At 66.0% G+C, this 24,917-nt stretch carries 24 protein-coding genes; 9 read left to right on the top strand and 15 right to left on the bottom strand.

Annotated features, from left to right (window positions below; genetic code table 11):
- Nucleotides 1–24: 24 nt before the first annotated feature.
- The 7 genes from der to ndk all read right to left on the bottom strand — a co-directional run bounded on the left by der (nucleotide 25) and on the right by ndk (nucleotide 6,654).
- Complete coding sequence (gene der, locus AC5P6A_RS07500; RefSeq protein WP_019661312.1) at nucleotides 25–1,422, bottom strand: ribosome biogenesis GTPase Der; 1,398 nt, start codon at nucleotides 1,420–1,422, stop codon at nucleotides 25–27.
- Nucleotides 1,423–1,437: 15 nt separating this feature from the next.
- Entirely contained in the window at nucleotides 1,438–2,646 is a 1,209-nt protein-coding gene (bamB, locus tag AC5P6A_RS07495; RefSeq protein ID WP_019661311.1) for an outer membrane protein assembly factor BamB, read from the bottom strand.
- The gene (locus AC5P6A_RS07490) at nucleotides 2,646–3,284 is read right to left on the bottom strand and encodes a YfgM family protein (protein ID WP_019661310.1); all 639 of its coding nucleotides are present in this window, start codon (nucleotides 3,282–3,284) and stop codon (nucleotides 2,646–2,648) included. Before AC5P6A_RS07490 ends, bamB begins: the two co-directional genes overlap by 1 nt.
- Nucleotides 3,285–3,349: 65 nt before the next feature.
- A complete protein-coding gene (locus AC5P6A_RS07485) occupies nucleotides 3,350–4,222 on the bottom strand; it encodes a RodZ domain-containing protein (protein WP_021202918.1) in 873 nt (290 codons plus the stop codon).
- 18 nt (nucleotides 4,223–4,240) lie between these two features.
- Nucleotides 4,241–5,026: a type IV pilus biogenesis/stability protein PilW gene (gene pilW / locus AC5P6A_RS07480; protein WP_180877328.1), complete on the bottom strand. Its 786-nt coding sequence runs from the start codon at nucleotides 5,024–5,026 to the stop codon at nucleotides 4,241–4,243.
- Entirely contained in the window at nucleotides 5,013–6,218 is a 1,206-nt protein-coding gene (rlmN, locus tag AC5P6A_RS07475) for a dual-specificity RNA methyltransferase RlmN (protein ID WP_019661307.1), read from the bottom strand. The genes pilW and rlmN overlap by 14 nt, the downstream gene beginning before the upstream one ends.
- 10 nt (nucleotides 6,219–6,228) lie before the next feature.
- On the bottom strand, nucleotides 6,229–6,654 hold the full coding sequence (gene ndk / locus AC5P6A_RS07470) for a nucleoside-diphosphate kinase (protein WP_005409295.1): 426 nt from the start codon (nucleotides 6,652–6,654) through the stop codon (nucleotides 6,229–6,231).
- Nucleotides 6,655–7,000: 346 nt separating this feature from the next.
- Here ndk and AC5P6A_RS07465 point away from each other — a divergent pair, with 346 nt between their 5' ends.
- The 3 genes from AC5P6A_RS07465 (at nucleotide 7,001) to AC5P6A_RS07455 (ending at nucleotide 11,349) form a co-directional block, all read left to right on the top strand.
- Complete coding sequence (locus AC5P6A_RS07465) at nucleotides 7,001–7,654, top strand: TetR/AcrR family transcriptional regulator (RefSeq protein WP_019661306.1); 654 nt, start codon at nucleotides 7,001–7,003, stop codon at nucleotides 7,652–7,654.
- Between the two features lie 39 nt (nucleotides 7,655–7,693).
- Nucleotides 7,694–10,066 carry a 3-hydroxyacyl-CoA dehydrogenase/enoyl-CoA hydratase family protein gene (locus tag AC5P6A_RS07460; RefSeq protein WP_155029394.1) on the top strand — a complete coding sequence of 791 codons (2,373 nt, stop codon included), beginning with the start codon at nucleotides 7,694–7,696 and terminating at the stop codon, nucleotides 10,064–10,066.
- Nucleotides 10,067–10,140: 74 nt separating this feature from the next.
- The gene (locus AC5P6A_RS07455) at nucleotides 10,141–11,349 is read left to right on the top strand and encodes an acetyl-CoA C-acyltransferase (RefSeq protein WP_019661304.1); all 1,209 of its coding nucleotides are present in this window, start codon (nucleotides 10,141–10,143) and stop codon (nucleotides 11,347–11,349) included.
- 570 nt (nucleotides 11,350–11,919) lie between these two features.
- Here AC5P6A_RS07455 and galU read toward each other — a convergent pair.
- The 8 genes from galU to cmk all read right to left on the bottom strand — a co-directional run bounded on the left by galU (nucleotide 11,920) and on the right by cmk (nucleotide 20,205).
- Nucleotides 11,920–12,798, bottom strand: a complete 879-nt coding sequence (gene galU, locus AC5P6A_RS07450; protein WP_346714731.1) for a UTP--glucose-1-phosphate uridylyltransferase GalU — start codon at nucleotides 12,796–12,798, stop codon at nucleotides 11,920–11,922.
- Nucleotides 12,795–14,708, bottom strand: a complete 1,914-nt coding sequence (locus tag AC5P6A_RS07445; RefSeq protein ID WP_019661302.1) for a polysaccharide biosynthesis protein — start codon at nucleotides 14,706–14,708, stop codon at nucleotides 12,795–12,797. The genes galU and AC5P6A_RS07445 overlap by 4 nt, the downstream gene beginning before the upstream one ends.
- A gap of 3 nt (nucleotides 14,709–14,711) precedes the next feature.
- Nucleotides 14,712–15,701, bottom strand: a complete 990-nt coding sequence (locus AC5P6A_RS07440) for an MraY family glycosyltransferase (protein WP_134730483.1) — start codon at nucleotides 15,699–15,701, stop codon at nucleotides 14,712–14,714.
- Nucleotides 15,702–15,704: 3 nt separating this feature from the next.
- Entirely contained in the window at nucleotides 15,705–16,883 is a 1,179-nt protein-coding gene (lapB, locus tag AC5P6A_RS07435) for a lipopolysaccharide assembly protein LapB (RefSeq protein ID WP_019661300.1), read from the bottom strand.
- Nucleotides 16,884–16,889: 6 nt separating this feature from the next.
- On the bottom strand, nucleotides 16,890–17,174 hold the full coding sequence (locus AC5P6A_RS07430) for a LapA family protein (RefSeq protein ID WP_019661299.1): 285 nt from the start codon (nucleotides 17,172–17,174) through the stop codon (nucleotides 16,890–16,892).
- A gap of 77 nt (nucleotides 17,175–17,251) precedes the next feature.
- Nucleotides 17,252–17,557, bottom strand: a complete 306-nt coding sequence (locus AC5P6A_RS07425) for an integration host factor subunit beta (protein ID WP_005409286.1) — start codon at nucleotides 17,555–17,557, stop codon at nucleotides 17,252–17,254.
- An 86-nt stretch (nucleotides 17,558–17,643) separates the two neighbouring features.
- Nucleotides 17,644–19,329 carry a 30S ribosomal protein S1 gene (gene rpsA / locus AC5P6A_RS07420; protein ID WP_005416230.1) on the bottom strand — a complete coding sequence of 562 codons (1,686 nt, stop codon included), beginning with the start codon at nucleotides 19,327–19,329 and terminating at the stop codon, nucleotides 17,644–17,646.
- A gap of 198 nt (nucleotides 19,330–19,527) precedes the next feature.
- Nucleotides 19,528–20,205, bottom strand: coding sequence for a (d)CMP kinase (gene cmk / locus AC5P6A_RS07415; protein WP_019661298.1), 678 nt, complete (start codon nucleotides 20,203–20,205; stop codon nucleotides 19,528–19,530).
- 197 nt (nucleotides 20,206–20,402) lie between these two features.
- Between cmk and ykgO the strand changes: the two genes are divergently transcribed.
- The 6 genes from ykgO to AC5P6A_RS07385 all read left to right on the top strand — a co-directional run bounded on the left by ykgO (nucleotide 20,403) and on the right by AC5P6A_RS07385 (nucleotide 24,902).
- Nucleotides 20,403–20,528 (top strand): type B 50S ribosomal protein L36, encoded by a 126-nt coding sequence (gene ykgO / locus AC5P6A_RS07410; RefSeq protein WP_005409283.1) that lies wholly within the window; start codon nucleotides 20,403–20,405, stop codon nucleotides 20,526–20,528.
- 175 nt (nucleotides 20,529–20,703) lie between these two features.
- Nucleotides 20,704–21,003 carry a hypothetical protein gene (locus AC5P6A_RS07405; protein WP_227837998.1) on the top strand — a complete coding sequence of 100 codons (300 nt, stop codon included), beginning with the start codon at nucleotides 20,704–20,706 and terminating at the stop codon, nucleotides 21,001–21,003.
- Between the two features lie 39 nt (nucleotides 21,004–21,042).
- Nucleotides 21,043–22,080, top strand: a complete 1,038-nt coding sequence (locus tag AC5P6A_RS07400) for an agmatine deiminase family protein (protein WP_346714730.1) — start codon at nucleotides 21,043–21,045, stop codon at nucleotides 22,078–22,080.
- Nucleotides 22,081–22,244: 164 nt separating this feature from the next.
- Nucleotides 22,245–23,132 (top strand): carbon-nitrogen hydrolase, encoded by an 888-nt coding sequence (locus AC5P6A_RS07395; protein ID WP_032960744.1) that lies wholly within the window; start codon nucleotides 22,245–22,247, stop codon nucleotides 23,130–23,132.
- Between the two features lie 14 nt (nucleotides 23,133–23,146).
- Nucleotides 23,147–23,677, top strand: a complete 531-nt coding sequence (locus tag AC5P6A_RS07390; RefSeq protein ID WP_134735395.1) for a GNAT family N-acetyltransferase — start codon at nucleotides 23,147–23,149, stop codon at nucleotides 23,675–23,677.
- Between the two features lie 4 nt (nucleotides 23,678–23,681).
- A complete protein-coding gene (locus tag AC5P6A_RS07385) occupies nucleotides 23,682–24,902 on the top strand; it encodes a TraB/GumN family protein (protein ID WP_429001263.1) in 1,221 nt (406 codons plus the stop codon).
- Nucleotides 24,903–24,917: the final 15 nt, after the last annotated feature.

Raw genomic sequence — 24,917 nt, 5'->3', positions numbered from 1 at the left:
GCCCTGCGGCCGCCTTACCGTGAATCACTTGCCCTTGACGTGCTTCATCAAGCGCCGCTTGGACTTGATCTGCCGCTCGGTGAGGACGTTCTTCTTGCCCTCGTACGGGTTGGTACCCTCGCGGAAGATGAAGCTCACTGGCGTGCCGATCAGCTTGAAGCGCTTGCGGAAGAAGTTCTCCAGGTAGCGCTTGTACGACTCCTGCAGTTCCTTCAGGCGGGTGCCGTGCACGATGAAGGTCGGCGGGTTGGAACCGGCCGGGTGCACGTAGCGCAGCTTGGAGACATGGCCGCGGATGGTCGGCGGCGGATTGGTCTCGTACGCCACTTCCAGCGCCTTGTTCACTTCGCTGGTGGTGAAGGTCTTGTTGGCCGATTCGTGCGCGCGGTGCACCGCACGGAACAGCTCGCGCAGGCCCGAGCCGTGCTTGGCCGAAATGCGCACCGATTCGGCCCAGGGCACGAAGCCCAGCTTGAGCGACAGCATGGTTTCAGCCTGTTCGCGCTGGTACTCGGTCAGGCCATCCCACTTGTTGATGGCGATCACCAGCGCGCGGCCGGCGTCGAGCACGGCACCGAGCACGGTGGCGTCCTGGTCGGTCACGCCTTCGGTGGCGTCGAGCATCAGCACGGCCACCTGGCACTGCTCGATCGACTGCATGGTCTTGACCACCGAGAACTTCTCAACGACCTCGTCCACGCGCGAGCGACGGCGCAGGCCGGCGGTATCGATCAGGCGGTATTCGCGACCGTCGCGCTCCAGGTCCACTGCGATCGAGTCGCGGGTGGTGCCCGGCACGTCGGAGGCGATCATGCGCTCCTCGCCGAGGATGCGGTTGACCAGGGTCGACTTGCCCACGTTCGGGCGGCCGACGAAGGCGATGCGGATGCGGTTCGGATCGTTGTCCAGCTCTTCGCCGCTACCTTCTTCCGGCAGGCGCTGGATCACTTCGTCCAGCAGGTCGTCCAGGCCCTGGCGATGCGCGGCCGAGACGGTCAGCATTTCGCCGAAACCGTAGCGGGCGAACTCGGAGCGGACGCTGTCCTCGTCGGTACCGTCGATCTTGTTGATCAGCAGCAACGTCGGGCGCGACAGCTTGCGCAGCCACGCCAGGATCTCGTCGTCCAGCGCCGAGGTGCCCTCGCGGGCATCGACGACGAACAGGATCAGGTCCGCTTCGGCAGCCGCCGCACGCGCCTGGCGGGTGGTGGCACCGGCCAGGCCTTCGTCCTCACCGGCAATACCGCCGGTATCCACGACGAGGAAATGATTGTCCTCGTCGAGGCGGCAGACGCCGTAGTTGCGATCACGGGTGACGCCGGGCTGGTCATGGACCAGGGCGTCACGGGTGCGGGTCAACGCATTGAAAATGGTCGACTTGCCGACATTCGGCCGTCCAACCAGGGCGACCAAAGGCAGCATCGCGAGTACTCCGTATTAATTTGCCAACCGAAAGGCGGTCAGCTTGCCATCCACGTTCTGCACCAGCAGCACCCCGTCTGCGACGACCGGCTGGGCCAGCAGGGCGTCACCGCCACTCTTTGCCCGTGCCGCCATCGCACCATCGGAGGCCTGCAACCAGTGCACGTATCCCTTGTAGTCGCCGACCACGACGTAGTCGCCATGCAGCGCCGGGCCGGTCAACGAGCGACGGGCCAGTGCCGTCTGCGACCACATGGCTGCGCCGCTGGCCTTGTCCAGGCCGAACACGCCGCCCTTGTTGTCGGTCACGAACACATTGCCCGACGACACCGCCACGCCACCCGCACCGCCGTGGTCGCGCGCCCACAGCGGGCGACCGGTCGGGCCTTCAATGGCCATCGTCTGGTTCTTGAAGCTGCTCACGAACAGGGTGTTGCCATCCAGCACCGGCGCGCCGTCCACATCGGCCATGCGCTCCAGCTCGGTACGGCCTTCACCGTTGCCCACGTTCTGTTCCCACAGGGTGCGGCCATCCTGCTGGGCCAGGGCGGCAACCGCGCCCTCGTCCTTGCCGATGAACAGCACGCCCGGGCCGGTCACCACCGGTGCGTTGCCACGCACGGTCAGCGCCGGCAGCTCGCTCGGGTTGAACCACTTCTGGGTGCCGTTGCCGGCATCGAACGCAGTGATACGGCCGTCGTTGCTGCGCACGTAGACCGCGCCCTGGGCGATGGCCGGCGCGGCGATGACTTCACCCGGAACACGGGCGCGCCACTTTTCGCTGCCGTCGTTGATGTCCAGCGCGATGACCTGGCCATCGAGCGTGCCGATCACGACCAGGTTCTCACCGACACCCGGGCCACCGGACAGGCGCAGCTTGGCCTTCTTCTTTTCCTTCTGCGGCTCCCAGGTCCAGACCTTCTTGCCGGTCTGCAGGTCGATGGCGTGCACGCCACCGGTGATCGCCGCAGCGAACACGTGGCCGTTGGCCACGGCCGGGCCCTGCCGCACGCCGATGCGGCGCTCACCCTTGCCGAGGTTGACCGACCAGGCCTTGTTGACCTTCAGGGTCGGCTCGAACTTGACCAGCTCAGCCGGTTCCTGTGCCTTCTTCGCGGCCGCGTCCTTGCCGGCGAACCAGCCCTTCATGGTGCTGCAGCCGGTCAGGGCCATGCCCATCAGGAGCACGGTGGCGACGCGGGTGATCATGACCTTCTGACTCATCAAACCGACTCCGCAGGGGCGGCGACGGTGCCGCCGGCGTCCATAACCTTGGTTTCCAGCAGGCGCCGCTGCGGCGCTGCCACGTCCAGCGTCTTCAGCGCCTTCTCGTACTGTGCGCGGGCCTCATCGCGCTTGCCCTGCGCCATCAGCGCATCGCCATGGATTTCCAGGCTGCTGCTGTCGGTGGCGCTGCCCAGCAGCTTGATCGCCTCGTCGCTCTTGCCGGTGGCCACCAGCAGGCGGGCCACGCGCTGGTCGACCACGCGCTGCAGGTCACCTTCAACCTTCACGCCGCGCAGGGTAGCCAGGGCTTCTTCGTTCTTGCCCGCGTCGACCTGGGCCTTGGCCAGCTGCAGCGCCGCCAGGTCGCCGTAGATGCTGGACGGGCCGGCTTCGAGCGCCTTGACCGCCTTGGCGGCGTCGTCGAGCTTGTTCTGCTGCAGGCCAACGAGCGCCTTCTGGTACTCGACATTGGCCGAGGCCAGCTTGCCGCCCTGATCCTTCTGGTACCACTGCCAGCCGGCAATGGCACCGATGGCGATGACCACGCCACCGAGGATGCTGGCGCCATTCTTCCGCAGCCAGCTGCGGACGCGTTCACTTTGTTCGTGCTCGTCGAGCAGATCGTCGATCGCCATGCGTACTCTCGCCCCGCCCATCGGGAGGGACCATTGGAATTAATCGAAGGTGGTGAAACCGCGCCTCAGTGCGAAACCGGGACTACGGAGCCTTCAGAGGATACCTGAAAGCGTGCCACGTTGGCTCGCTGGTAGGGGGTCAGATCGACGATAGCGCCGTTCTGCTGAACCTGGACCGCCGAGGCGTTGCCCAGGGTCACCCGGGTCACCTGGCCCGGCGTGAAGCTGCGGCTCTCGCCGGATTTGATCAGCGCCTTCTCGACAGTGCTGCCGTCCGGGCCGCCGATATCGACCCAGCTGTCGCCACTGAACTGCATGTCCAGCGTATTGGCGGCAGCGGCCGGTGCCGGGGCTGGACGCGGCACCGGGGCCAGCGAGGCCACGTACGGAGTGGCGGCCGGCTTGCTGGCCGGAGCGCTCGCCACGTCCGCCACCGCGGCCGGCTCGACGCCGGCGGCAGAGGGGGTCACCGGCACGGCGGCCGGAATCGCGTCCAGCGAGGCGGTGTTCGGCGACGGCGTCGCACTGCCATCGAAATGACCACGGGTGGCGAACCACACCGGCACTGCCAGCACCGCGGTGATGCCGACGTACAGCACGCGACGGCCGAGATTCTCGGCAATGCGGCGCGCACGCGGGGTATGGGTATGGCTGACCAGGGTGGGCGGCACCACCGGGCCGACCTGGGCCTGCTCCAGCAGCTCTCCCACGTCCACATCCAGAAGCCGCGCGTAGCTGCGCAGCTGGCCGCGCACGAACACCGGCGCGCCAAGCTTCTGCCATTGTTCTTCTTCCAGCGACCTGACCACCTGGACCGGCATGCGCAGGCGCGAGCCGACATCTTCGAGGGTCAGTCCGGCCGCCTCGCGGGCCTGGCGCAGGCGGGTGCCGCAGCCGGCCGCAGTCTCGAGAGCGCTCACAGTCTGGTCATCAATCACAATGCATCAACCCTGGAGTTAGGAGCCCGCTTCCTGCGGAAATTCCTGTCGAATCCGCTGAAGATAGCGATCAGATGCCGCCCGATCACCCAGCCGCGCTTCGATTTGAGACGCAAGTTGTAACACGGAACGCGTTGCGGGTGCAGCCGCAATCCTACGTTCGGCGAAGGCCCGCGCCTCCATGAAGCGGCCCTGGCGGAAGCTGAGCTGGGCCATCGCCTCGAGCGCGACCGGGTTTCCCGGCAGCACCGACAGCGCCGCGCGCAGGTCGCCTTCGGCACGTTCAAGTTGGCCAGCGTCCAGTGCACAGCTGCCCGCATTGGCCTGGGATTCGGCCGGTGTGGCGTAGCCCGGCGCCTGCAGCGCTCGATCGAACCACGCCAGCGACTCGGCCGGCCGCCCCTGCTGGCACAGCCACGCCCCGTAATTGTTGAGGATGTCACCGCGCTGCGGCGCCTGTTCGGCCGCCCTGCGGAAGCTCTCGCCCGCTTGCTGGCTCCGGCCACGGCGCTCATCGATGCCGGCCAGCAGCACCAGCGCATCCGGCGAGTCGGGCGCCAGCTTCAGCGCCTCGCGCGCCTTGCGTTCGGCCGCAGCCAGGTTGCCGACCTGCATGTCACGGGCAGCCAGCGCCAACAGATCCTGCAGGCGCACCTGGCGCCGCACGCTGTCCGGATCGCGCACCGAATAGACCGGCGCTTCGCTGGGGCCCAGCTTGGCCTTGGGTTGGGATTTGCAGCCACCGACCGCAACGGCCAGCACGCCTGCGAGAAGCGCCAGCCAGAGGCGGTCAGGCCGCGGCATCGCTCCCCTTCCCCGCCTGCAGCGTCTTGTTGAACTCCGCCTGGCGGCGGGTGCGGTCCATCACCTGGCCCTTGAGCTGGCCACAGGCGGCGTCGATGTCGTCGCCACGGGTGCGGCGGACCATCGTCAGCACGTTGCTGTCGAGCAGGATCTTCTGGAAGGCGCGGATGTTGGCCTCCTCGGAACGCTCGTAGCGGGTGCCCGGGAACGGATTGAACGGGATCAGGTTGACCTTGCCCGAATCCTTGGCCTGCACCGCGTTGTCGAACTGGCGCATCAGGCGGGCCAGCTCGCGGGCATGCTCGGGCTTGTCGTTGATGCCCTTCATCAGGGTGTATTCAAAGGTGACCGATTCGCGGCGCTTGTTGGCGCGCAGGTAGCGTGCGCACGAGGCCATCAGCTCGGCGATCGGGTACTTCTTGTTGAGCGGCACCAGCGTCTCGCGCAGTGCGTCGTTCGGCGCATGCAGCGACACCGCCAGCGACACGTCGCTTTCGGCAGACAGGCGGTCGATCTGCGGCACCAGGCCGGAGGTCGACAGGGTCACGCGCTTGTTGGCCAGCCCGTAGCCCAGGTCGTCGCGCATCACGCTCATGGCGCGTACGACGTTGTCGAAATTCATCAGCGGCTCGCCCATGCCCATCATCACCACGTTGGTGAGGCGGCGCATCTGGTGCGGCACGTTGCCCAGGTGGCGTGCGGCAACCCACACCTGGCCGATGATCTCGGCGGTGGTCAGGTTACGGTTGAAGCCCTGGGTGGCGGTGGAGCAGAACGTGCAGTTCAGGCCGCAACCGACCTGCGAGGACACGCACAACGTGCCGCGGGTCTTGTCCGGGATGTACACGGTCTCGATGGCGTTCTTGCCATCCACGCCCATCGCCAGCAGCCACTTGTGGGTGCCGTCGGCGGAGGGCTTGTCGAACACGATGTTCGGAACCAGCACCTCGGCATGGGCCTGCAGCTTGGCGCGCAGGACCTTGCCGAGGTCGGTCATTTCATCGAAATCGGTGACGTAGCGATGGTGGATCCACTTCATCACCTGATGGGCACGGAACTTCTTCTCGCCGAGAACCTCGACGAAAAACTTCTCCAGGCCCGCGCGATCGAGGTCGAGCAGGTTCTGCTTGCCAGCCGTGGGTGCCGACTTCGGCAGCGGCTGGATGGCGGGGGACTGTACGACCTCGTTCACGGCATTACTCTCAGCGCGAGACGACTTCGGTGGCGGCGAAGAAGTAGGCGATCTCAATCGCAGCATTCTCGACCGAGTCCGAGCCGTGTGCGGCGTTGGCATCGATGGATTCGGCGAAGTCGGCGCGGATGGTGCCCGGCGCGGCTTCCTTCGGGTTGGTGGCGCCCAGCAGGTCGCGGTGGGCCAGGACGGCGTTCTCGCCTTCCAGGGCCTGGATCATCACCGGGCCGGAGATCATGAACTCGACCAGCGCGTTGAAGAACGGACGCTCGCGGTGCACGGCATAGAAGCCTTCGGCTTCACGGCGCGACAGCTGCTTGTACTTGGCGGCCACGACCTTCAGGCCGGCCTTCTCGAAGCGGGCGTAGATTTCGCCGATGACGTTCTTGGCAACGGCGTCCGGCTTGATGATCGAAAGGGTGCGCTCCAGCGCCATGGGATGTCTCCAATGGAATCGGGCCGCTGATGGCCCGAAGGGTAACATGAAAAAAACCCGCGTCGGGACGCGGGCTTAGCCTGATAAACGTAGGCGAATTGTAAAAGATAACGTGGCCGGGTGGTAGAGGGCCATGTGGCCCTGTTGTAGCGCCGAGCCCATGCTCGGCTGGCCTTTGGGCCGAAGAGCAGCCGAGCGCGGGCTCGGCTCTACAGGTTCAGGTCCACCCATTCACCCACCTGAGTGAAATCTGACCGGAGCGGCCGATTTTGCTGCACTGCAAAATGCCATACGGTACCGTCTGGTCCTAGTATCAAACAATCGTTTGATTAAGGTCTGCCCGCCGATGGCCAAACCCGCCCACTTCTCGACCAAGGACCGGATCCTCGGCGCGGCCGAGGAGCTGTTCGCCCAGCACGGCTTCGCCGGCACCTCGCTGCGCCAGGTGACCAGCCAGGCCGACGTCAACATCGCCGCGGTCAACTACCACTTCGGTTCCAAGGAAAATCTGGTCAATGAGGTCTTCCGCCGCCGCATGGACGAGATGACCGGCGCGCGCCTGGCGCAGCTGGAGCGGGCCCGCAGCGAACACCCCGGCGAACTGCGCCCGGTGCTGGCCGCCTTCGTCGAGCCGGCCCTGGCGCTGGCCCAGGACCGCCAGAACGGCGGCGCCTTCGTGCGCGTGATTGCCCGCGCCTACGCCGAGAAGAACGACAACCTGCGCAAGTTCCTGTCCGACCACTACGGCCACGTGCTGCGTGCGTTCGGCAAGGCCATCGGCGAGTGCGTGCCCGGCCTGAGCAAGGAGGAGCTGTACTGGCGCCTCGACTTCCTGGCTGGCTCGCTGACCTATGCGATGGCCGACTTCGGGCTGATCAAGCGTCCCGCCGGTGTCACCGAAGCGGCGCATCGTGCCCATGCCGCCCACGAACTGATCCATTTCGCCGAAGCCGGGTTCCGCGCCGCCGCACGCGCCAGCGCCCTGCCCGCTTCCCGTTGATTCCACCCAGTAACTGCTGACCAACAAAGGCCCTACACCATGTCCAATTCCCTGCTAGTCCGCCGCGCCGCCGTGCTGGGTGCCGGCGTCATGGGTGCCCAGATCGCCGCCCACCTCACCAACGCCGGCGTCGACACCGTGCTGTTCGACCTGCCTGCGAAGGAAGGTCCGGCCGATGGCATCGTGCTGAAGGCGATCGCCAACCTGGGCAAGCTGAGCCCGGCGCCGCTGGCCAGCAAGTCGCTGGCCGAAGCCATCACCCCGGCCAATTACGACTCCGGCCTGGAGCAGCTGAAGGACTGCGACCTGATCATCGAGGCCATCGCCGAGCGCATGGACTGGAAGCAGGACCTGTACAAGAAGATTGCGCCGTTCGTGGCCGACCACGCGGTGCTGGCCTCCAACACCTCGGGCCTGGGCATCAACAAGCTGGCCGACGTGCTGCCCGAACAGCTGCGCCACCGCTTCTGCGGCGTGCACTTCTTCAACCCGCCGCGCTACATGCACCTGGCCGAGCTGATCCCGGCCACCACCACCGACGCCGCCGTGCTGGAAGGCCTGGAAGAGTTCCTGGTCACCACCCTGGGCAAGGGCGTGGTGTACGCCAAGGACACCCCGAACTTCATCGGCAACCGCATCGGCGTGTTCTCGATCCTGTCCACCATCCACCACACCCAGCAGTTCGGCCTGGGCTTCGATGAAGTGGACGGCCTGACCGGCCCGCTGGTCGGTCGCCCGAAGTCGGCGACCTATCGCACCTCCGACGTGGTCGGCCTGGACACCATGGCGCACGTCATCAAGACCATGGGCGACACCCTGCCGAATGATCCGTGGCATGAGTTCTTCAAGTCGCCGAAGTGGCTGGACGCGCTGATTTCCAAGGGCGCGCTGGGCCAGAAGACCGGCGCCGGCATCTTCCGCAAGGTCGGCAAGGACATCGTGGTACTGGATCTGGAGAAGCAGGACTACCGTCCGGCCGACCGCACCGCCGCACCGGAAGTGGTCGAGATCCTGAAGATCAAGAACCCGGCCGAGAAGTTCGCCAAGCTGCGCGAGAGCCAGCACCCGCAGGCGCAGTTCCTGTGGGCGACCTTCCGCGACCTGTTCCACTACAGCGCCTACCACCTGGCCGACATCGCCGAGACCGCGCGCGACGTGGACCTGGCCATCCGCTGGGGCTACGGCTGGTCGCTGGGCCCGTTCGAAACCTGGCAGGCCGCCGGCTGGAAGCAGGTCGCACAGTGGATCGCCGATGACATCGTGGCCGGCAAGAGCATGAGCAACGCCCCGCTGCCGGACTGGGTGTTCGATGGCCGCGACGGCGTGCATGCCGCCGAAGGCAGCTACAGCCCGTCACGCAACGCCAAGCTGCCGCGCTCGTCGCTGCCGGTGTACCAGCGCCAGCGCTTCCCCGATCCGCTGCTGGGCGAGAAGTTCGCGCCGGGCGAGACCGTGTTCGAGAACGACGGCCTGCGCATGTGGCACGACGGTGATGGCATTGCCGTGGTCAGCTTCAAGACCAAGATGAACACCGTGTCCGACCAGGTGCTGGATGGCCTGCAGGAATGCGTGAGCCGCGCCGAGAATGACTTCCAGGGCCTGGTGATCTGGCAGCAGAAGGAGCCCTTCTCTGCCGGTGCCGACCTGGCCGGTGCGCTCGGCCTGCTGCAGGCCGGCAAAGTCGACCAGTTCGAGGAAATGGTCGCCAACTTCCAGCGCACCAGCCAGCGCATCAAGTACTCCCTGGTGCCGGTGGTGGCCGCCGTGCGTGGCCTGGCCCTGGGCGGCGGCTGCGAGTTCCAGATGCACAGCGCCAAGACCGTTGCCTTCCTGGAAAGCTACATCGGCCTGGTCGAAGCCGGCGTCGGCCTGCTGCCGGCCGGTGGTGGCCTGAAGGAACTGGCCGTGCGTGCCTCGCAGGCCGCAGGCCCGGGCGGCGACGTGTTCGCCGAACTGAAGAAGACCTTCGAGACCGTGGCGATGGCCAAGGTGTCCAACTCGGCGGTCAACGCCAAGGAGCTGGGCCTGCTGCGCAGCACCGACAAGGTGGTGTTCAACAGCTACGAGGCCCTGCATATCGCCAAGGCCGAAGCACGCGCCCTGGCAGAAGCGGGCTACCGCCCGCCGCTGCCGGCACGCCGCATCCAGGTCGCCGGTGACGTGGGTATCGCCACCTTCAAGATGATGCTGGTCAACATGCTGGAAGGCCGCTTCATCAGCCCGTACGACTACGAGATCGCCGAGCGCATCGCCACCGTGCTGTGCGGCGGCAAGGTCGACCGCGGCACCCTGGTCGACGAAGAGTGGCTGCTGACCCTGGAGCGCAAGCACTTCGTCGAACTGGCCCAGCAGGAAAAGACCCAGGCCCGCATCGCGCACATGCTGAAGACCGGCAAGCCGCTGCGTAACTGATCGCCCATCCCTGCTTCCGGTGGGTGCCGACCGTTGGTCGGCACTCCGGCTAAAAAATTCAAGAGATCACTGCAATGACCAAGCAAATCCAGGACGCCTACATCGTCGCCGCCACCCGCACCCCGGTTGGCAAGGCGCCCAAGGGCATGTTCCGCAACACCCGCCCCGACGACATGCTTGCGCACGTGCTGCGCAGCGTCGTCGCCCAGGCCCCGGGCGTGGACGTCAACCGCATCGATGACGCGATCATCGGCTGCGCCATGCCCGAAGCCGAGCAGGGCATGAACGTGGCGCGCATCGGCGTGCTGCTGGCTGGCCTGCCAAACACCATCGCTGCGCAGACCGTGAACCGCTTCTGCTCCTCCGGCCTGCAGGCCGTGGCGCAGGCCGCCGACGCGATCCGCCTGGGCAACGCCGACCTGATGCTGGCCGGTGGCACCGAGTCGATGTCGATGGTGCCGATGATGGGCAACAAGATCGCCATGGCGCCGAGCGTGTTCGACAACGACCACGTGGCCATCGCCTACGGCATGGGCATCACTGCCGAGAAGGTCGCCGAAGAGTGGAAGGTCTCGCGTGAAGACCAGGACGCCTTCGCCCTCGCCTCGCACCAGAAGGCCATGGCCGCGATCCAGAACGGCGAGTTCAAGGACGAGATCAGCCCGTACGAGATCGTCTCGCACCTGCCGGACCTGGCCGACGGCCAGCGCATCATCACCCGCAACAAGATCGCCGATACCGACGAAGGCCCGCGCCCGGATTCCTCGGCTGAAGGCCTGGCCAAGCTGCGCCCGGTGTTCCGCAACGGCCAGTTCGGCGGCACCGTCACTGCTGGCAACTCGTCGCAGATGAGCGATGGCGCCGGTGCCGTGCTGCTGGCCTCGGAACAAGCGATCAAGGACTACGGCCTGACCCCGCTGGCCCGTTTCGTCAGCTTCTCGGTGGCCGGGGTGCGCCCGGAAGTGATGGGCATCGGCCCGATCGCCGCGATCCCGAAGGCACTGAAGCAGGCCGGCCTGACCCAGGACCAGCTGGATTGGATCGAGCTCAACGAAGCCTTCGCCGCGCAGTCGCTGGCGGTGATCCGCGATTGCGGCCTGGACCCGGCCAAGGTCAACCCGCTGGGCGGCGCGATTGCCTTGGGCCACCCGCTGGGTGCAACCGGCGCGATCCGTACCGCAACCCTGCTGCACGGCCTGCGTCGTCGCCAGCAGAAGTACGGCATGGTGACCATGTGCATCGGCACCGGCATGGGCGCGGCGGGTATTTTCGAGGCGCTGTAAGGTTCAAAGCGTTGCCGGCTGATTGTTGGTTGGCTGTGGGGCCCGGGTGGGTGAGGCTGCCCGGGACACGCCGTAAACCCGTCCCTGGGGGCTTGGCAGCGGCTTGCTAGCGTGCGCAATCCTGCGCACGCAGCAAGGCCGGGGTTGGGCGTCCTGCCCAACCCGCCATGCGCATGCGCCTGGCCCATGCCGCTGACAGTCCCGGTCAGCCTCACCCACCCGCGCCACCCAACATTCCGCGCGGCGGAGGGGTGAGCAAAGGCAGGGTCAAAGTCTGGGGTCAGAGCCCTTTGCTGCGCAAAGGGATCCGACCCCGACTCGACGCTCGCGGAAACAAAAAAGGCAGCCATCGGCTGCCTTTTTGCTTTTGCTCTTGCCCTTGATTCCGCCCTTCCCGTCCGCGCCAGCAGGAAACCTGACAGGCGGGGCGGGCGGGCCTTTGCAGGACCGTTCGCCGCATGGATGCGGCGACCGAGCCCCCATGGACGGGTTTACGGCGTGTCCTGCAAAGGCCCACCCGTCCCGCCCATCACGTATCAATCAAGGCGCTGACGGAGCGCTTGATAAACCTTATTCCGCCAACATCGCCGTCAGCTTCTCCCGCGCCGGGCCGGCCAGCTTCGGGTTGTCCAGCGCGAAACGGATCGTCGCTTCGACCAGCCCCAGGTGCGTGCCGCAGTCGAAGCGCGTGCCCTCGAAACGATAGGCATCGACCTCTTCGGTCTTCAGCAGCTGCGCGATCGCGTCGGTCAGCTGGATCTCACCGCCGGCGCCGCTGCCGGTATTTTCCAGCAGCTCGAAGATCTTCGGGCTCAGCACGTAGCGGCCGACCACGGCCAGGTCGCTCGGCGCGTCCTCCGGCTTCGGCTTCTCCACGATCTGCGAAATGCGCCCCTTGCGGCCATCGAAGGCCTCGGTTGCGACGATGCCATAGCTGGCGGTCTTGTCGTGCGGCACATCTTCAACGGCGATGACGCTGGCGCCACTGGCTTCGTTCAGATCGGCCATCTGCCTCAGCGCGCCGTCGCCGCGGTTCCAGATCAGGTCGTCCGGCAGCAGCACTGCAAACGGCTCGTCACCGATCACGGCCTTTGCACACAGCACCGCATGGCCCAGGCCCAGGGCCTCGGCCTGGGTCACAAAGATCGCACGCACGCCGTTGGGAAGCACGTGGCGGATCATCTCCAGCTGTTCCTGCTTGCCGGCGCGCTCGAGCTTCTGCTCCAGCTCGTAAGCCTTGTCGAAGTAGTCGGCCACGGCATGCTTGTAGCGGTTGGTGATGAACACCAGCGTGTCGCAACCAGCTTCGATTGCCTCATCGACCGCGTACTGGATCAGCGGACGATCAATGATCGGCAACATTTCCTTCGGAACCGTCTTGGTTGCCGGCAAGAAGCGCGTCCCGAGCCCTGCCACTGGAAAAACTGCCTTGCGAATTCGCTTGCTCATTGGTGCCTGTTGGCCTCACGTGCCGGAAAGGGCACGACTTTAGCGGATGAAATGTAAGCATCCTGTTCGATTGGCGAGAACTCCGGCATTGTCGCGAACAGGATCTCCTGGATGCTGGTGGTGTCGTAACCAGCCACGGCATCGCGCAGGCGCGGAACATTGCCCAGCACCAGGTCACGTGAGAACGCGCGCACACCGGCCTCGAGAATCTTCGGGTGCGCGGTGGAACGATAGTCCTCGTCCGAATAGAACAGCGTCTCGTGCAGCTTCTCGCCCGGACGCAGCCCGGTGTAGATGATCGGAATGTCCTTGTACGGCTGCTTGCCGGCCAGGCGGATCATCTGCTCGGCCAGTACGCGGATCGGCACCGGCTCGCCCATGTCGAGGGTATAGATCGCACCGTGCGACGCCGAGGCGGCGGCCTGCAGGATCAGCTGGCAGGCCTCCGGGATGGTCATGAAGTAGCGGCTGACTTCCGGGTCGGTGACGGTCACCGGCCCACCCCGCAGGATCTGTTCGCGGAACAGTGGCACCACGCTGCCGGCCGAGGCCAGCACGTTGCCGAAGCGCACCGTGACGAAACGGGTATGCGTGGACTTCTGGTCCAGGCTCTGGCAGATCATTTCCGCATAGCGCTTGCTGGCGCCCAGCGCATTGACCGGGTCGACGGCCTTGTCGGTGGAAATGAACACGAAGTGCTCGACGCGCGCTTCCAGGCAGGCGCGGGCCACGTTCTCTGTGGCCAGGATGTTGTTGCGCACCGCCTCGCGCAGCTGCCGCTCCAGCACCGGTACATGCTTGTAGGCGGCGGCATGGAAGGCGGTGTCGACGGGATGCAGCGACAGCGCATGGCGGATCACCGCCGGGTCGCCGCAATCGCCCAGCACTGCTTCAACCTCGACGTCCGGGAAGCTGCGTCGCAGCTCACCCTCGATGGTCAGCAACAGCAGCTCGCTGATCTCGAGCAGGATGATGCGACCGGCACCGTGACGCGCGCACTGGCGGCACAGCTCGGAGCCGATCGAGCCGCCAGCGCCGGTGACCATCACCGTACGCCCGCCCAACCAGCCACGGATCAGGTTCCAGTCCGGCATGATCGGCTTGCGGCCGAGCAGATCCTCGATCGCCACTTCCTTCAACTGCCCCGGCAGCGACTGGCCCTGCAGGATGTCGCTGAGCTTGGGCACGGTGCGGAACGGCACGCCGGTGCTTTCGCAGATGGCCACGATCCGCTGCATGCCTGCGGCGTCCAGCGAGGGGATGGCGATCACCAGCAGCTTGGCCGCCGTCTCACGGACCACGGTCGGCGCATCGTCCAGGGTGCCGAGGATCGGCAGGCCCTGCAGCTTGGCACCGCGCAGGTGCGGCGCATCGTCCAGCAGGCCGACCGGCTCGAAATTGCCTGAACGGCGCAGGTCACGGACCAGGGTCTCGGCGGCCTGGCCGGCACCCAGGATCAGCACGCGACGCGCGGATGAGTCCGACTGCAGCGCCTGGTAGTCCTTCCAGGCCCGGTACAGCAGGCGCGGCGCGCCCAGCAGCGCCGACAGCGCGAACGGATAGATCACCAGCACCGACATCGGCACGCCATCGAAGCGCTTCCACATCAGCACCAGCACGATGGCCACCATGCCGATGAAGCTGGCCTTGAAGATGTTCAGCAGGTCGCTGACGCTGGCGAACCGCCACAGCCCCCGATAGAGGCCCACGCGCCAGAACACCAGGCCCTGCAGCAGCAGCACCAGCGTGGTGTCGACGTTCCAGAGAGGGAGCTCGGGGGCGTTGGCCAGGATCGAGTACCGCCCTGCGTGCAGCAGCTGCCAGCATGCCCAGACCATGAACAGGTCGTGGCAGACGATGGCCGAACGCGGCATCAGGCCGAGGATTCTGTCCCGCCAGGGTGAAGCCATAAGTCAGGTATTTCCTTTTCGGTGGCGCAATCCATTGCGCAGGAGGAGCCAGAGGACGCTCAGCGCAATGAACCACGCGATCGCCACGGCAGCCTCCCACCTCGGCTGCAAGTTGGAGCAGACATTAAGCACTGTAATACTGAACAGGCCCAAAGCAAAGTACATCCCTGTTACCCGGGCGTGACTGGCTCCTGCCTGCACCGCGCGCTGGTAGACATGCTGGGTATGGGGTTCCATCCAGCGTTGTCCTGAAATGATGCGCGCCAGCAGTGTGAAGCCCGCGTCCACAAGGAACGGCGATGCCGACACAAGCAGCAGTATCCAGTTGATGTCGGTCTTGACACTGGCCAGTGCCAGCACCGCCGCAACCGCATAACCCAGCGAGCCACTTCCGACATCGCCCATGAAGATCCGGGCCCGTGGGAAGTTGAACGGCAGGAAGCCCAGGCACGCCAGGCCCAACGCGATGGCCGCCAGCGAGTACGGCCAGGGCAGCAACGGCGCCAGCCCCAGGGCCACCACAACGGCCTGGCTGGCCGCGATGCCGTTGATCCCATCCATGAAATTCCAGATGTTGATCAGAGAGGCAGTGAACAGCAGGACCAACACGGCCAGCAGCCAGCTGCCACCATGCACCCTGACCAGCGCGGCCAGCAGCGCGGCGGCGATGAAATGCACCATCAGGCGGCGCATGGCCGGAAGCGGCCGATGGTCATCCCACCAGCCGATACCCGCCACCAGCGCCAGGCCAAGGGCGGCCACGAGCAGGCTCGGAAGCGCTGCGGGCCAGGCCCACATGGCAACACCGGCGGTCACCAGCAGGCTGATGACGATGGCGATGCCGCCACCTCGAGGGGTCGCTACGCTGTGACTGCGGCGCTCGCCCGGCTGGTCAAACAGTTGCCGGCGCAGCGCATAGCCCCGCGCCGCCCAGGTCAGTGCCGCACTCAGCAGGGCCAGGCCCAGCAGCGCGCCCATCACGAGCCACGGCATGGATCAGAGCACCGCGTAATTCAACAGCGGCTTGACCGTACCCCACTCCTTGCAGCTCGGGCACTGCCAGTGATGGGTGCGCGCCCCGAAACCACAGCGGGTGCAGCGATAGGCCGGGTTGCGTACCAGCAACTGGTCGGTGATGTGCTTGAGGTCGTGCAGGGTCGCCGTGGAATCAGCGCCTTCAGCAAGGGTCAGGTCGATCAGCGCGGACTCGCCACGCACCGACGGGCGGTCCTTGAGCTGGCGGCCCAGGTAGGCACGGGCCGGGGCCACGCCCTCCTGCTCTTCCATCAGGCGGGTCAGCGCCAGCACCGGGGCAATGCCACGGTAATGCTCGGTCATCTCCGACAGGAAAGCGCGCGCGCCTGCCAGATCACCCACCTTGCGGTAGTTCTGCATCAGCGCCGGCAGCAGCTCCGGCAGGTACTCCGGATCATTGCGCGCAGCACGCTCGAACGCGCGTACGGCCGCTTCCGGATTGCCCGCGTCGGTTTCCAGGCGCCCTTCGATGATGCCGGCACGCACCGACATCGCATCGGCCTGGTAGGCCCGGGCGATCGCCGCCCTCGCCTCTTCCAGCTTGCCGGCACCGCGGAAGCGTTCGGCCAGTTCGCACTCGAACTGCCCGATCAGCTTGCCCATCGGCTCGCCGGTAACGTCCTCGAAACGGGTCGCGTTGTCGATCGCCTTTTCCCAGTCACGCTCGGCCTGGTAGATGCCGATCAGGTGCTTGAGTGCCTGCGGGGCACGCTGGTCCAGCTGCGCCAGTTCGGTGAACACGGTCTCGGCACGGTCCAGCAGGCCGGACTTCATGTAGTCCTCGCCCAGCGCCAGCAGCGCCTGCACGCGTTGCGCATCGCTGAGGTCGTGCCGGTTGACCAGGCCCTGGTGCAGGCGGATGGCGCGATCGACTTCGCCGCGGCGGCGGAACAGGTGGCCCAGCGCGACCTGGGTCTCGAAGGTTTCCTTGTCCAGCTCGGCGATGTGCAGGAACAGCTCGATGGCCTTGTCCGGCTGCTCGTTGAGCAGGTAGTTCAGGCCACGGAAGTAGGTGCTGGACAGGCGGCTGACCTGGTTGTCACCGTGGCGTTGACCACCACGCCGTCCGATCACCCACCCGGCCAGTGCGGCCAGCGGAACGAACAGGAAGAACCAGAACCACTCGGTGACGAAATCCATCTTCGATCAGCGTCCATCAAAAGATTGAGGGGAGGCAACCGGTGCCGGCGTGGCGGCAGCGGACTTGTTGGCGCGGCGCAGCTGGCTGTAGAGCGGAATGACCACGCTCACCAGCACCAGGCCAGCACCAACGATGACGCCGATCAGCAACGCGGCAATGATGGCCACGCCGACCGAGGTCTTGAGCTGGGTGAACAGCAGGTTGATGGTCATCTCGTCCATGTTCATGGCACCGATGATCAACCCAACAATGAGTACCGCCAGCAGGACCAGCAGACGAAAAACCTTCATGCGACAGCTCCAGTGGCAGGAGTCCGTAGCTTATCCGACTCGCGGCTGGATTCGCACGCGGTGGCGCGACGGGAGGCTCAGGCCGGATCGGCGTCCAGCGGCAGCACACTGCTGACACGCTCGCGCAGTTCCTTACCCGGCTTGAAATGTGGGACGTGCTTGCCCGGCAGGGCAACCGACTCGCCGGTCTTCGGGTTGCGACCCAGGCGCGGCGGCCGATAGTGCAGCGAGAAGCTGCCAAAACCACGGATTTCGATGCGATCCCCGGCGGACAGCGATCCGCCCATCATTTCCAGCAACGACTTCACCGCCAGATCGACATCATCGGCCTTCAGGTGCGCCTGGCGGCGCGCAAGGATTTCGATCAGTTCGGATTTGGTCATTACCGGCTCACATCAGGGGTATCTCAGCCTGAAACGGCCCGGGCAAGCCCGGGCCGTCCAGGAAACAACGAACAGCCTAAGGCCGATTACTCGGACTTGTTGCCGTTCAGCTGTGCACGCAGCAGTGCGCCCAGCTGGGTGGTGCCACTGGAAGCCGAAGAGGACTGGTATTCCTCCAGCACTTCGCGCATTTCCGCGTCGTCCTTGGCCTTGATCGACAGCTGCAGGGTACGGCCCTTGCGGTCCATGCCCACGAACTTGGCTTCGACCTTGTCGCCGACCTTCAGGTGCTGGGTGGCGTCGTCAACGCGCTCGTTGGCGATGTCGCGGGCCGAGACGTAACCTTCGATGCCGTCAGCCAGCTCGATGATCGCGCCCTTGGCGTCGACTTCCTTCACCACGCCTTCGACCTTGGAGCCCTTCGGATTGGCAGCCATGTACTGGCCGAACGGATCCTGCTCCAGCTGCTTCACGCCCAGGGAGATGCGCTCGCGCTCCGGATCGACAGCCAGGACGACGGCGTCCAGGGTATCGCCCTTCTTGAAGTTGCGAACGACGTCTTCGCCGGTGGTGTTCCAGCTGATGTCGGACAGGTGGACCAGGCCGTCGATGCCGCCGTCCAGGCCGATGAAGATGCCGAAGTCGGTGATCGACTTGATCTGGCCCGACACCTTGTCACCCTTCTTGTGGGTGGCAGCGAAGGTTTCCCACGGGTTGGCGGCAACCTGCTTCATGCCCAGCGAGATGCGGCGACGCTCTTCATCGACGTCCAGCACCATCACTTCGACTTCATCACCAACCTGCACAACCTTCGACGGGTTGACGTTCTTGTTGGTCCAATCCATCTCCGAGACGTGCACCAGGCCTTCGACGCCCGGCTCGATCTCAACGAACGCACCGTAATCGGTGACGTTGGAGACCTTGCCGAAGACGCGGCTGTTGGCCGGGTAACGACGGCCGATGTTGTCCCACGGATCCTCGCCCAGCTGCTTCAGGCCCAGCGAAACGCGGTTGCGCTCGCGGTCGAACTTCAGCACGCGGACGTCCAGCTCGTCGCCGACGTTCACGACTTCCGACGGGTGACGCACGCGCTTCCACGCCATGTCGGTGATGTGCAGCAGGCCGTCGATACCGCCCAGGTCCACGAACGCGCCGTAATCGGTCAGGTTCTTGACGACACCCTTCAGGATCGCGCCTTCCTGCAGCTTGTCCATCAGCTGCTCGCGCTCTTCCGAGTGCTCGCTTTCGACGACAGCGCGGCGCGAGACCACGACGTTGTTACGCTTGCGGTCCAGCTTGATGAGCTTGAACTCGAGCTCCTTGCCTTCCAGGTAGGCCGGATCGCGCACCGGGCGCACATCGACCAGGGAACCCGGCAGGAAGGCGCGGACATCCTTGATGTCCACGGTGAAACCACCCTTGACCTTGCCGCTGATGCGGCCGGTGATGGTTTCGTTCTTTTCCAACGCTTCTTCCAGCTCGTCCCACACCATCGCGCGCTTGGCCTTCTCGCGCGACAGGACGGTTTCGCCGAAGCCGTTCTCGATCGAGTCGAGGGCGACCTTGACGATGTCGCCTTCGGCGACGTCGATTTCGCCAGCGTCGTTACGGAACTGTTCGATCGGCACGATGCCTTCGGACTTCAGGCCAGCGTTGATCACCACGACGTCGCCGCGGACTTCAACAACGGTACCGCTGACGATGGCGCCCGGCTTCAGCTTGGCCAGGTTGGCCTGGCTGGCTTCAAACAGTTCGGCAAATGATTCGGTCATTAGATTTACTCTGTTGGACACATGGGTCGGTGGCGTCCCCTTCAGGGGAATGGCGACCGCCCGCCTGTTGGTCGACCCCGGAAACGCAGGTCGTGTGTAGTAGGAAAACCGCCACGCATCAGTGCGCGACGGAGCGGGTACAGCACTGCTTTGCGCGACCACTGCCGATGCGGCTGGCAGTGCTCCCGCGCGAACGGATCAGGCAGCCGGAACCGGAAGCAGATCCATCACTCGGGCAACGACATCATCGATGCCGATGCCTGTGGTGTCGATGAGGACAGCATCGTCTGCCGGCTTCAGGGGCGCCACGGTACGCTGGGCATCACGGGCGTCGCGGGCCATGATCTCGCGCAGGAGGTCATCAAAGTTAACAGAAACCCCCTTGTCTTTCAACTGCTTATGCCGGCGCTCGGCGCGCTCCTCGGCGCTGGCGGTCAGGAAGACCTTGTGGGGGGCATCCGGGAAGATCACCGTGCCCATGTCGCGGCCGTCGGCGACCAGGCCCGGCAGCTCCCTGAATGCGCGCTGCCGCTCCTTCAGGGCGGCCCGGACCTCGGGGATGGCGGCGATGGCAGAGGCCAGGGCGCCGGTGGTCTCCAGGCGCAGCTCGTCGGTGGCATCGGTGCCGTTGACCATGACCCGCATGGCATCGCCCTGCTCGACAAACTGAACATGGGTATCGAAGGTGCAGCGCACCAGCGCCGAGGCGTCGGAGGTGTCGATGTCGGCCCAGCTTGCGGCCACGCCCACCGCCCGGTACAGCGCACCCGAATCCAGGTAATGCCAGCCCATGCGGCGCGCGATGATGCGGCTGATGGTACCCTTGCCGGCCCCGGATGGGCCGTCGATGGTCAGGACGGGAGCGAGTGGATTCATGGGGGTCCCAGAGCGTGTGAAGGGGTCATTCTAGCCCCTGCCAGACGCCCCCAGCGGGGTCTTTTGTGCAACCACTTGAAACCACGAGGAAAAGCCCGGTAGAATGGCGGGCTTGAACGAGCGTCAACTGCCGATTGTCTTTCGCATATCGCGGCCACGCTCCACCCGAACAACTACTGTTTACGCCGAGGTATGCCATGAAAGTCCTGTCCTCCCTGAAGTCGGCGAAGGCCCGTCACCGCGACTGCAAGGTCGTCCGTCGTCGCGGCAAGATCTTCGTCATCTGCAAGTCGAACCCGCGTTTCAAGGCGCGTCAGCGCTAAGCCTCACAGCCTTCCGGCTGCGGCTGGCCCTACGCGGGGCCGACCCGATGCAAGAAACCGCCTTCGGGCGGTTTTTTGTTTATGCGGCTTTTTCCTGCCGTTTTTGCTGTAATCGCCTTTCTTGACCACTGGGGAGTAGATCGAGATGAAGCGTTACCTGTCCGCCCTGGCCGTGATGGCCACCCTGGCCGCCGCCACGCCGGCGCTGGCCGATACCCTGCTTGTCGACCGCGCCCGCGAGAAGCCGGCCGGTGCCCTGCCCGTGCGCGGCCAGAGCATGCAGCAGGTGCAGGCGCAGTTCGGCGCGCCGAGCGAGCAGCTGCAGCCGCGTGGCGGGCAGAAGCGGCAATGGCCGACCATCAACCGCTGGGTGTACCCGCAGTTCACCGTCTACTTCGAGAAGCAGAAGGTGATCGACGTGGTGGCCAACCAGGCGGACCCGAACGAAATCGGCCCGAAACCGCCGATCCGCTGATCCCCTTACCCGCCGTGGGCGGGCCTGTGTAGCGAGACCATGAACCAGACCCTTCGTTTTCCTGCCGAGTGGGAAGCCCAGAGCGGCGTCCTGATTGCCTGGCCCACCGCCGATACCGACTGGGCTGACCGCCTGGGCCAGGTGGAAGAGACCTACATCGCCCTGGTCGCGGCCATCACCCGCTTCCAGCCGGTGCTGATCTGCGTGGCCGACGACGATGTGGAGACCTACGCCGAGATGCGGCTGCGCTCCAACCGCATCGACATGGACAAGGTCCACTTCACCACGGCGGCCTACGACGATACCTGGCTGCGTGACTCCGGCCCGATCACCCTGCGCCGTGCCGACGGCGGTTTCCAGCTGCTGGATTTCCGCTTCACCGGCTGGGGCGGCAAGTTCGACGCCACCCTGGATGACCAGCTGGTGGGCGTGCTGGACCAGGCCGGCGTGTTCAACGACGCGCCGGTGCGCAGCATCCCGTTCGCGCTGGAAGGCGGCGGCATCGAGACCGACGGCGAAGGCACCCTGCTGACCACCTGGAAGTGCCTGCACGAGCGCCACCCGGACCGCGACCGTGCAAGCCTGAGCGCCGACCTGGCCGACTGGCTGCAGCAGGACCGCGTGCTGTGGCTGGACCACGGCTACCTGGAAGGCGACGACACCGACGCCCACATCGACACCCTGGCCCGTTTCGCCTCGCCTGACAGCATCGTCTACCAGGCCTGCGACGACGCGAGCGACTCGCACTACGCCGAACTGCAGGCGATGGGCAACGAACTGGCCGCGCTGCGTACCAAGGATGGGAAGCCGTACCGCCTGTTCCCGCTGCCGTGGGCACAGCCGGTGATCGACGAAGGCCGCCGCCTGGCGGCGTCGTACGCCAATTACCTGATCATCAACGGCGCGGTGCTGATGCCGGCCTACGGCGATCCGGCTGATGACCTGGCCCGCGACGTGCTGGCCCAGGCCCATCCGGGCCGCGAGATCGTGCAGGTGCCCTGCCGCTCGCTGATCTGGCAGAACGGCAGCCTGCACTGCATCACCATGCAGCTGCCGGAAGGGCTGTTGAAGGCATAAGCCGGACCGGTAGCGCCGGGCCAAGCCCGGCGAGCGCAGCGACGACCTGAAAATCCGCCGGGCATGGCCCGGCGCTACCGTGTGCGGACGCCATTCAGCGCGCAACACGCTGCGGCCGCCCATCCGCGCTAACATGCAGGTTTTCTCCCGCAGGAACGCCCCGCATGAACTCGCGCAGCCCCCTTACCGTCGCCCTGATCCAGGAGCGCAACCACGGTGACGCCGCCGCCAACCTGGCGGTGATCGAAGCACGCGTGGCCGAGGCGGCTGCGCAGGGTGCCAAGCTGGTGCTGCTGCAGGAACTGCACAACGGTCCGTACTTCTGCCAGCACGAGTCGGTGGACGAGTTCGACCTGGCCGAGCCGATTCCCGGACCGAGCACCGAGCGCCTGGGCGCGCTGGCGAAGCAGCATGGCGTAGTGCTGGTCGGCTCGCTGTTCGAGCGCCGCGCCGCCGGCCTGTACCACAACACTGCGGTGGTGTTCGAAAAGGACGGCACCCTGCTCGGCAAGTACCGCAAGATGCACATCCCGGACGACCCGGGCTTCTACGAGAAGTTCTACTTCACCCCGGGCGACATCGGCTTCAAGCCGATCGATACGTCGGTGGGCCGCCTGGGCGTGCTGGTGTGCTGGGACCAGTGGTACCCGGAAGCGGCACGCCTGATGGCGCTGGCGGGCGCCGAGCTGCTGCTCTACCCGACCGCGATCGGCTGGGACCCGGACGACGTGCAGGACGAGAAGACCCGCCAGCGCGACGCCTGGGTGCTGAGCCACCGTGGCCACGCCGTGGCCAACGGCCTGCCGGTGCTGAGCTGCAACCGCGTCGGCCACGAGGCGTCGCCGCTGGGCGCGTCGGGCATCCAGTTCTGGGGCAACAGCCACGTGCTCGGCCCGCAGGGCGAGTTCCTGGCCGAGGCCGGCACCGAGGCCACCGTGCTGCTGTGCGACGTCGACCTGCAGCGCAGCGAGCATGTGCGCCGCATCTGGCCGTTCCTGCGTGATCGCCGCATCGATGCATACGGCGACCTGCTCAAGCGCTACATCGACTGAGCCGGAGCCCGCGCATGGCCGTCCTCATCCGTGATGCCGGCCCGGCCGACATCGACGCGATCACCGCAATCTACGCGGTGGAAGTGACCGATTTCGTCAACACCTACGAGTACGACATCCCGGACGCGACCGAGATGCTGCGCCGCATGCGCGACATCATTGATCGTGGCTTCCCCTACCTGGTCGCCGAGATCGACGGCCAGGTGGCCGGCTATGCCTATGCCAACACCTATCGCACCCGCATTGCCTACCAGTGGACCGTGGAGAACTCGGTCTACGTCGATGCCGCGTTCCAGGGCAAGGGCGTCGGCACCAGCCTGCTGCAGGCCCTGATCGATGCCTGCGTGGCGCGTGGCTACCGGCAGATGGTGGCCGTGATCGGCGAACCGACCAACACCGCCTCGATCAAGCTGCACGAACGCTTCGGCTTCGAGCTGGTGGGCGTGTTCCGTGGCCTCGGCCGCAAGCATGGCCGCTGGCTGGACACCGTGCAGATGCAGCGCGCGCTCGGCGATGGCGCCGAAACCGCACCTTTCAATGAATGAACCCATGACCGAAACCCTTCCCGAGACCGGCGACGATCTGTTCGCCGGCCAGCCGGTGCGCGTCGTCGAACGCGACGGCGTGCGCTACACCCTGCTGGGCACCGCCCACGTTTCGCGCGCCAGCGTCGAAGCAGTGGAGAAAGCCATCGACAGCGGCCGCTTCGATGCCGTTGCCGTTGAACTGGACCCGCAGCGCCTGCAGGCGCTGAGCAACCCGGATACGCTGGCCAAGCTCGACCTGGTCGAGGTGATCCGCAAGGGCCGCGTCGCCCTGTTCGCCGCCAACCTGGCCCTGTCCGCCTACCAGCGCCGCCTGGCCGAACAGCTGGACATCGAGCCGGGCGCCGAACTGAAGCGCGCGGTGGAACTGGCCCGCGAGCGCAACCTGCCGGTGCACCTGATCGACCGCGAGGTCGGCCTGACCTTCCGCCGCGCCTCGCAGCGGCTGGGTTTCTTCGGCAAGCTGAAGCTGGTCGCCGGCCTCGGCGCCGGCCTGTTCTCGTCCGAGGAAGTGGGCGAGAACGAGATCGAGAAGCTCAAGCAGGGCGACATGCTGGAATCGAGCTTCGGTGAGTTCGCCAGCGAGAGCCCAGCGCTGTACGAGACCATCATCGGCGAGCGCGACCGCTACATGGCCACGCGCCTGCGCGAGGAACACGACCCGCAGCAGCGTGAAGTGCTGGCGGTTGTCGGTGCGGGTCATCTGGCAGGCCTGGCGCGTTACCTGGAAACCGACACCGAGGCACCGGCACCGCTGCGCGCCGAGCTGGAGGCGGTACCGAAGAAGCGCAACATTCCGTGGTTCACGCTGGGCATCCTGGCCATCGTGGCGACCGGCATCGGCGTGGGCTTCTACCGCGGCGGGCTGGGCGTGGGTACCGAACTGCTGGCGACCTGGGCGATGTTTACCGGCGGCTTGGCGGGCCTGGGCTGCCTGCTGGCAGGCGGTCACCCGCTGAGCATCCTCACCGCGATCGCGGTGGCCCCGTTCAAGCCGTTCCGCCTGAGCATCCCGACCGGCGCATTCTCGGCCTTGGTGGAAGCGCGCCTGCGCAAGCCGGCGTATGAGGACTTCCTCAAGCTGCGCGACGACGCGCAGAGCCTGAAGGGCTGGTACCGCAATCGGGTCACGCGCGTGGTGCTGACGTTCATGCTGACCAACATCGGCAGCATGCTCGGCCTGTGGCTGACCACGTTCAAGGTGTGGGGCAAGGTGGCGGGGTAACGTCCCGCCACACGT

The sequence above is a fragment of the Stenotrophomonas sp. YJH_SMC_20 genome, from assembly GCF_059367845.1.
The sequence above is the reverse complement of the archived record's forward strand: the minus strand, read 5'-3'. Positions and strand labels throughout refer to the sequence as shown.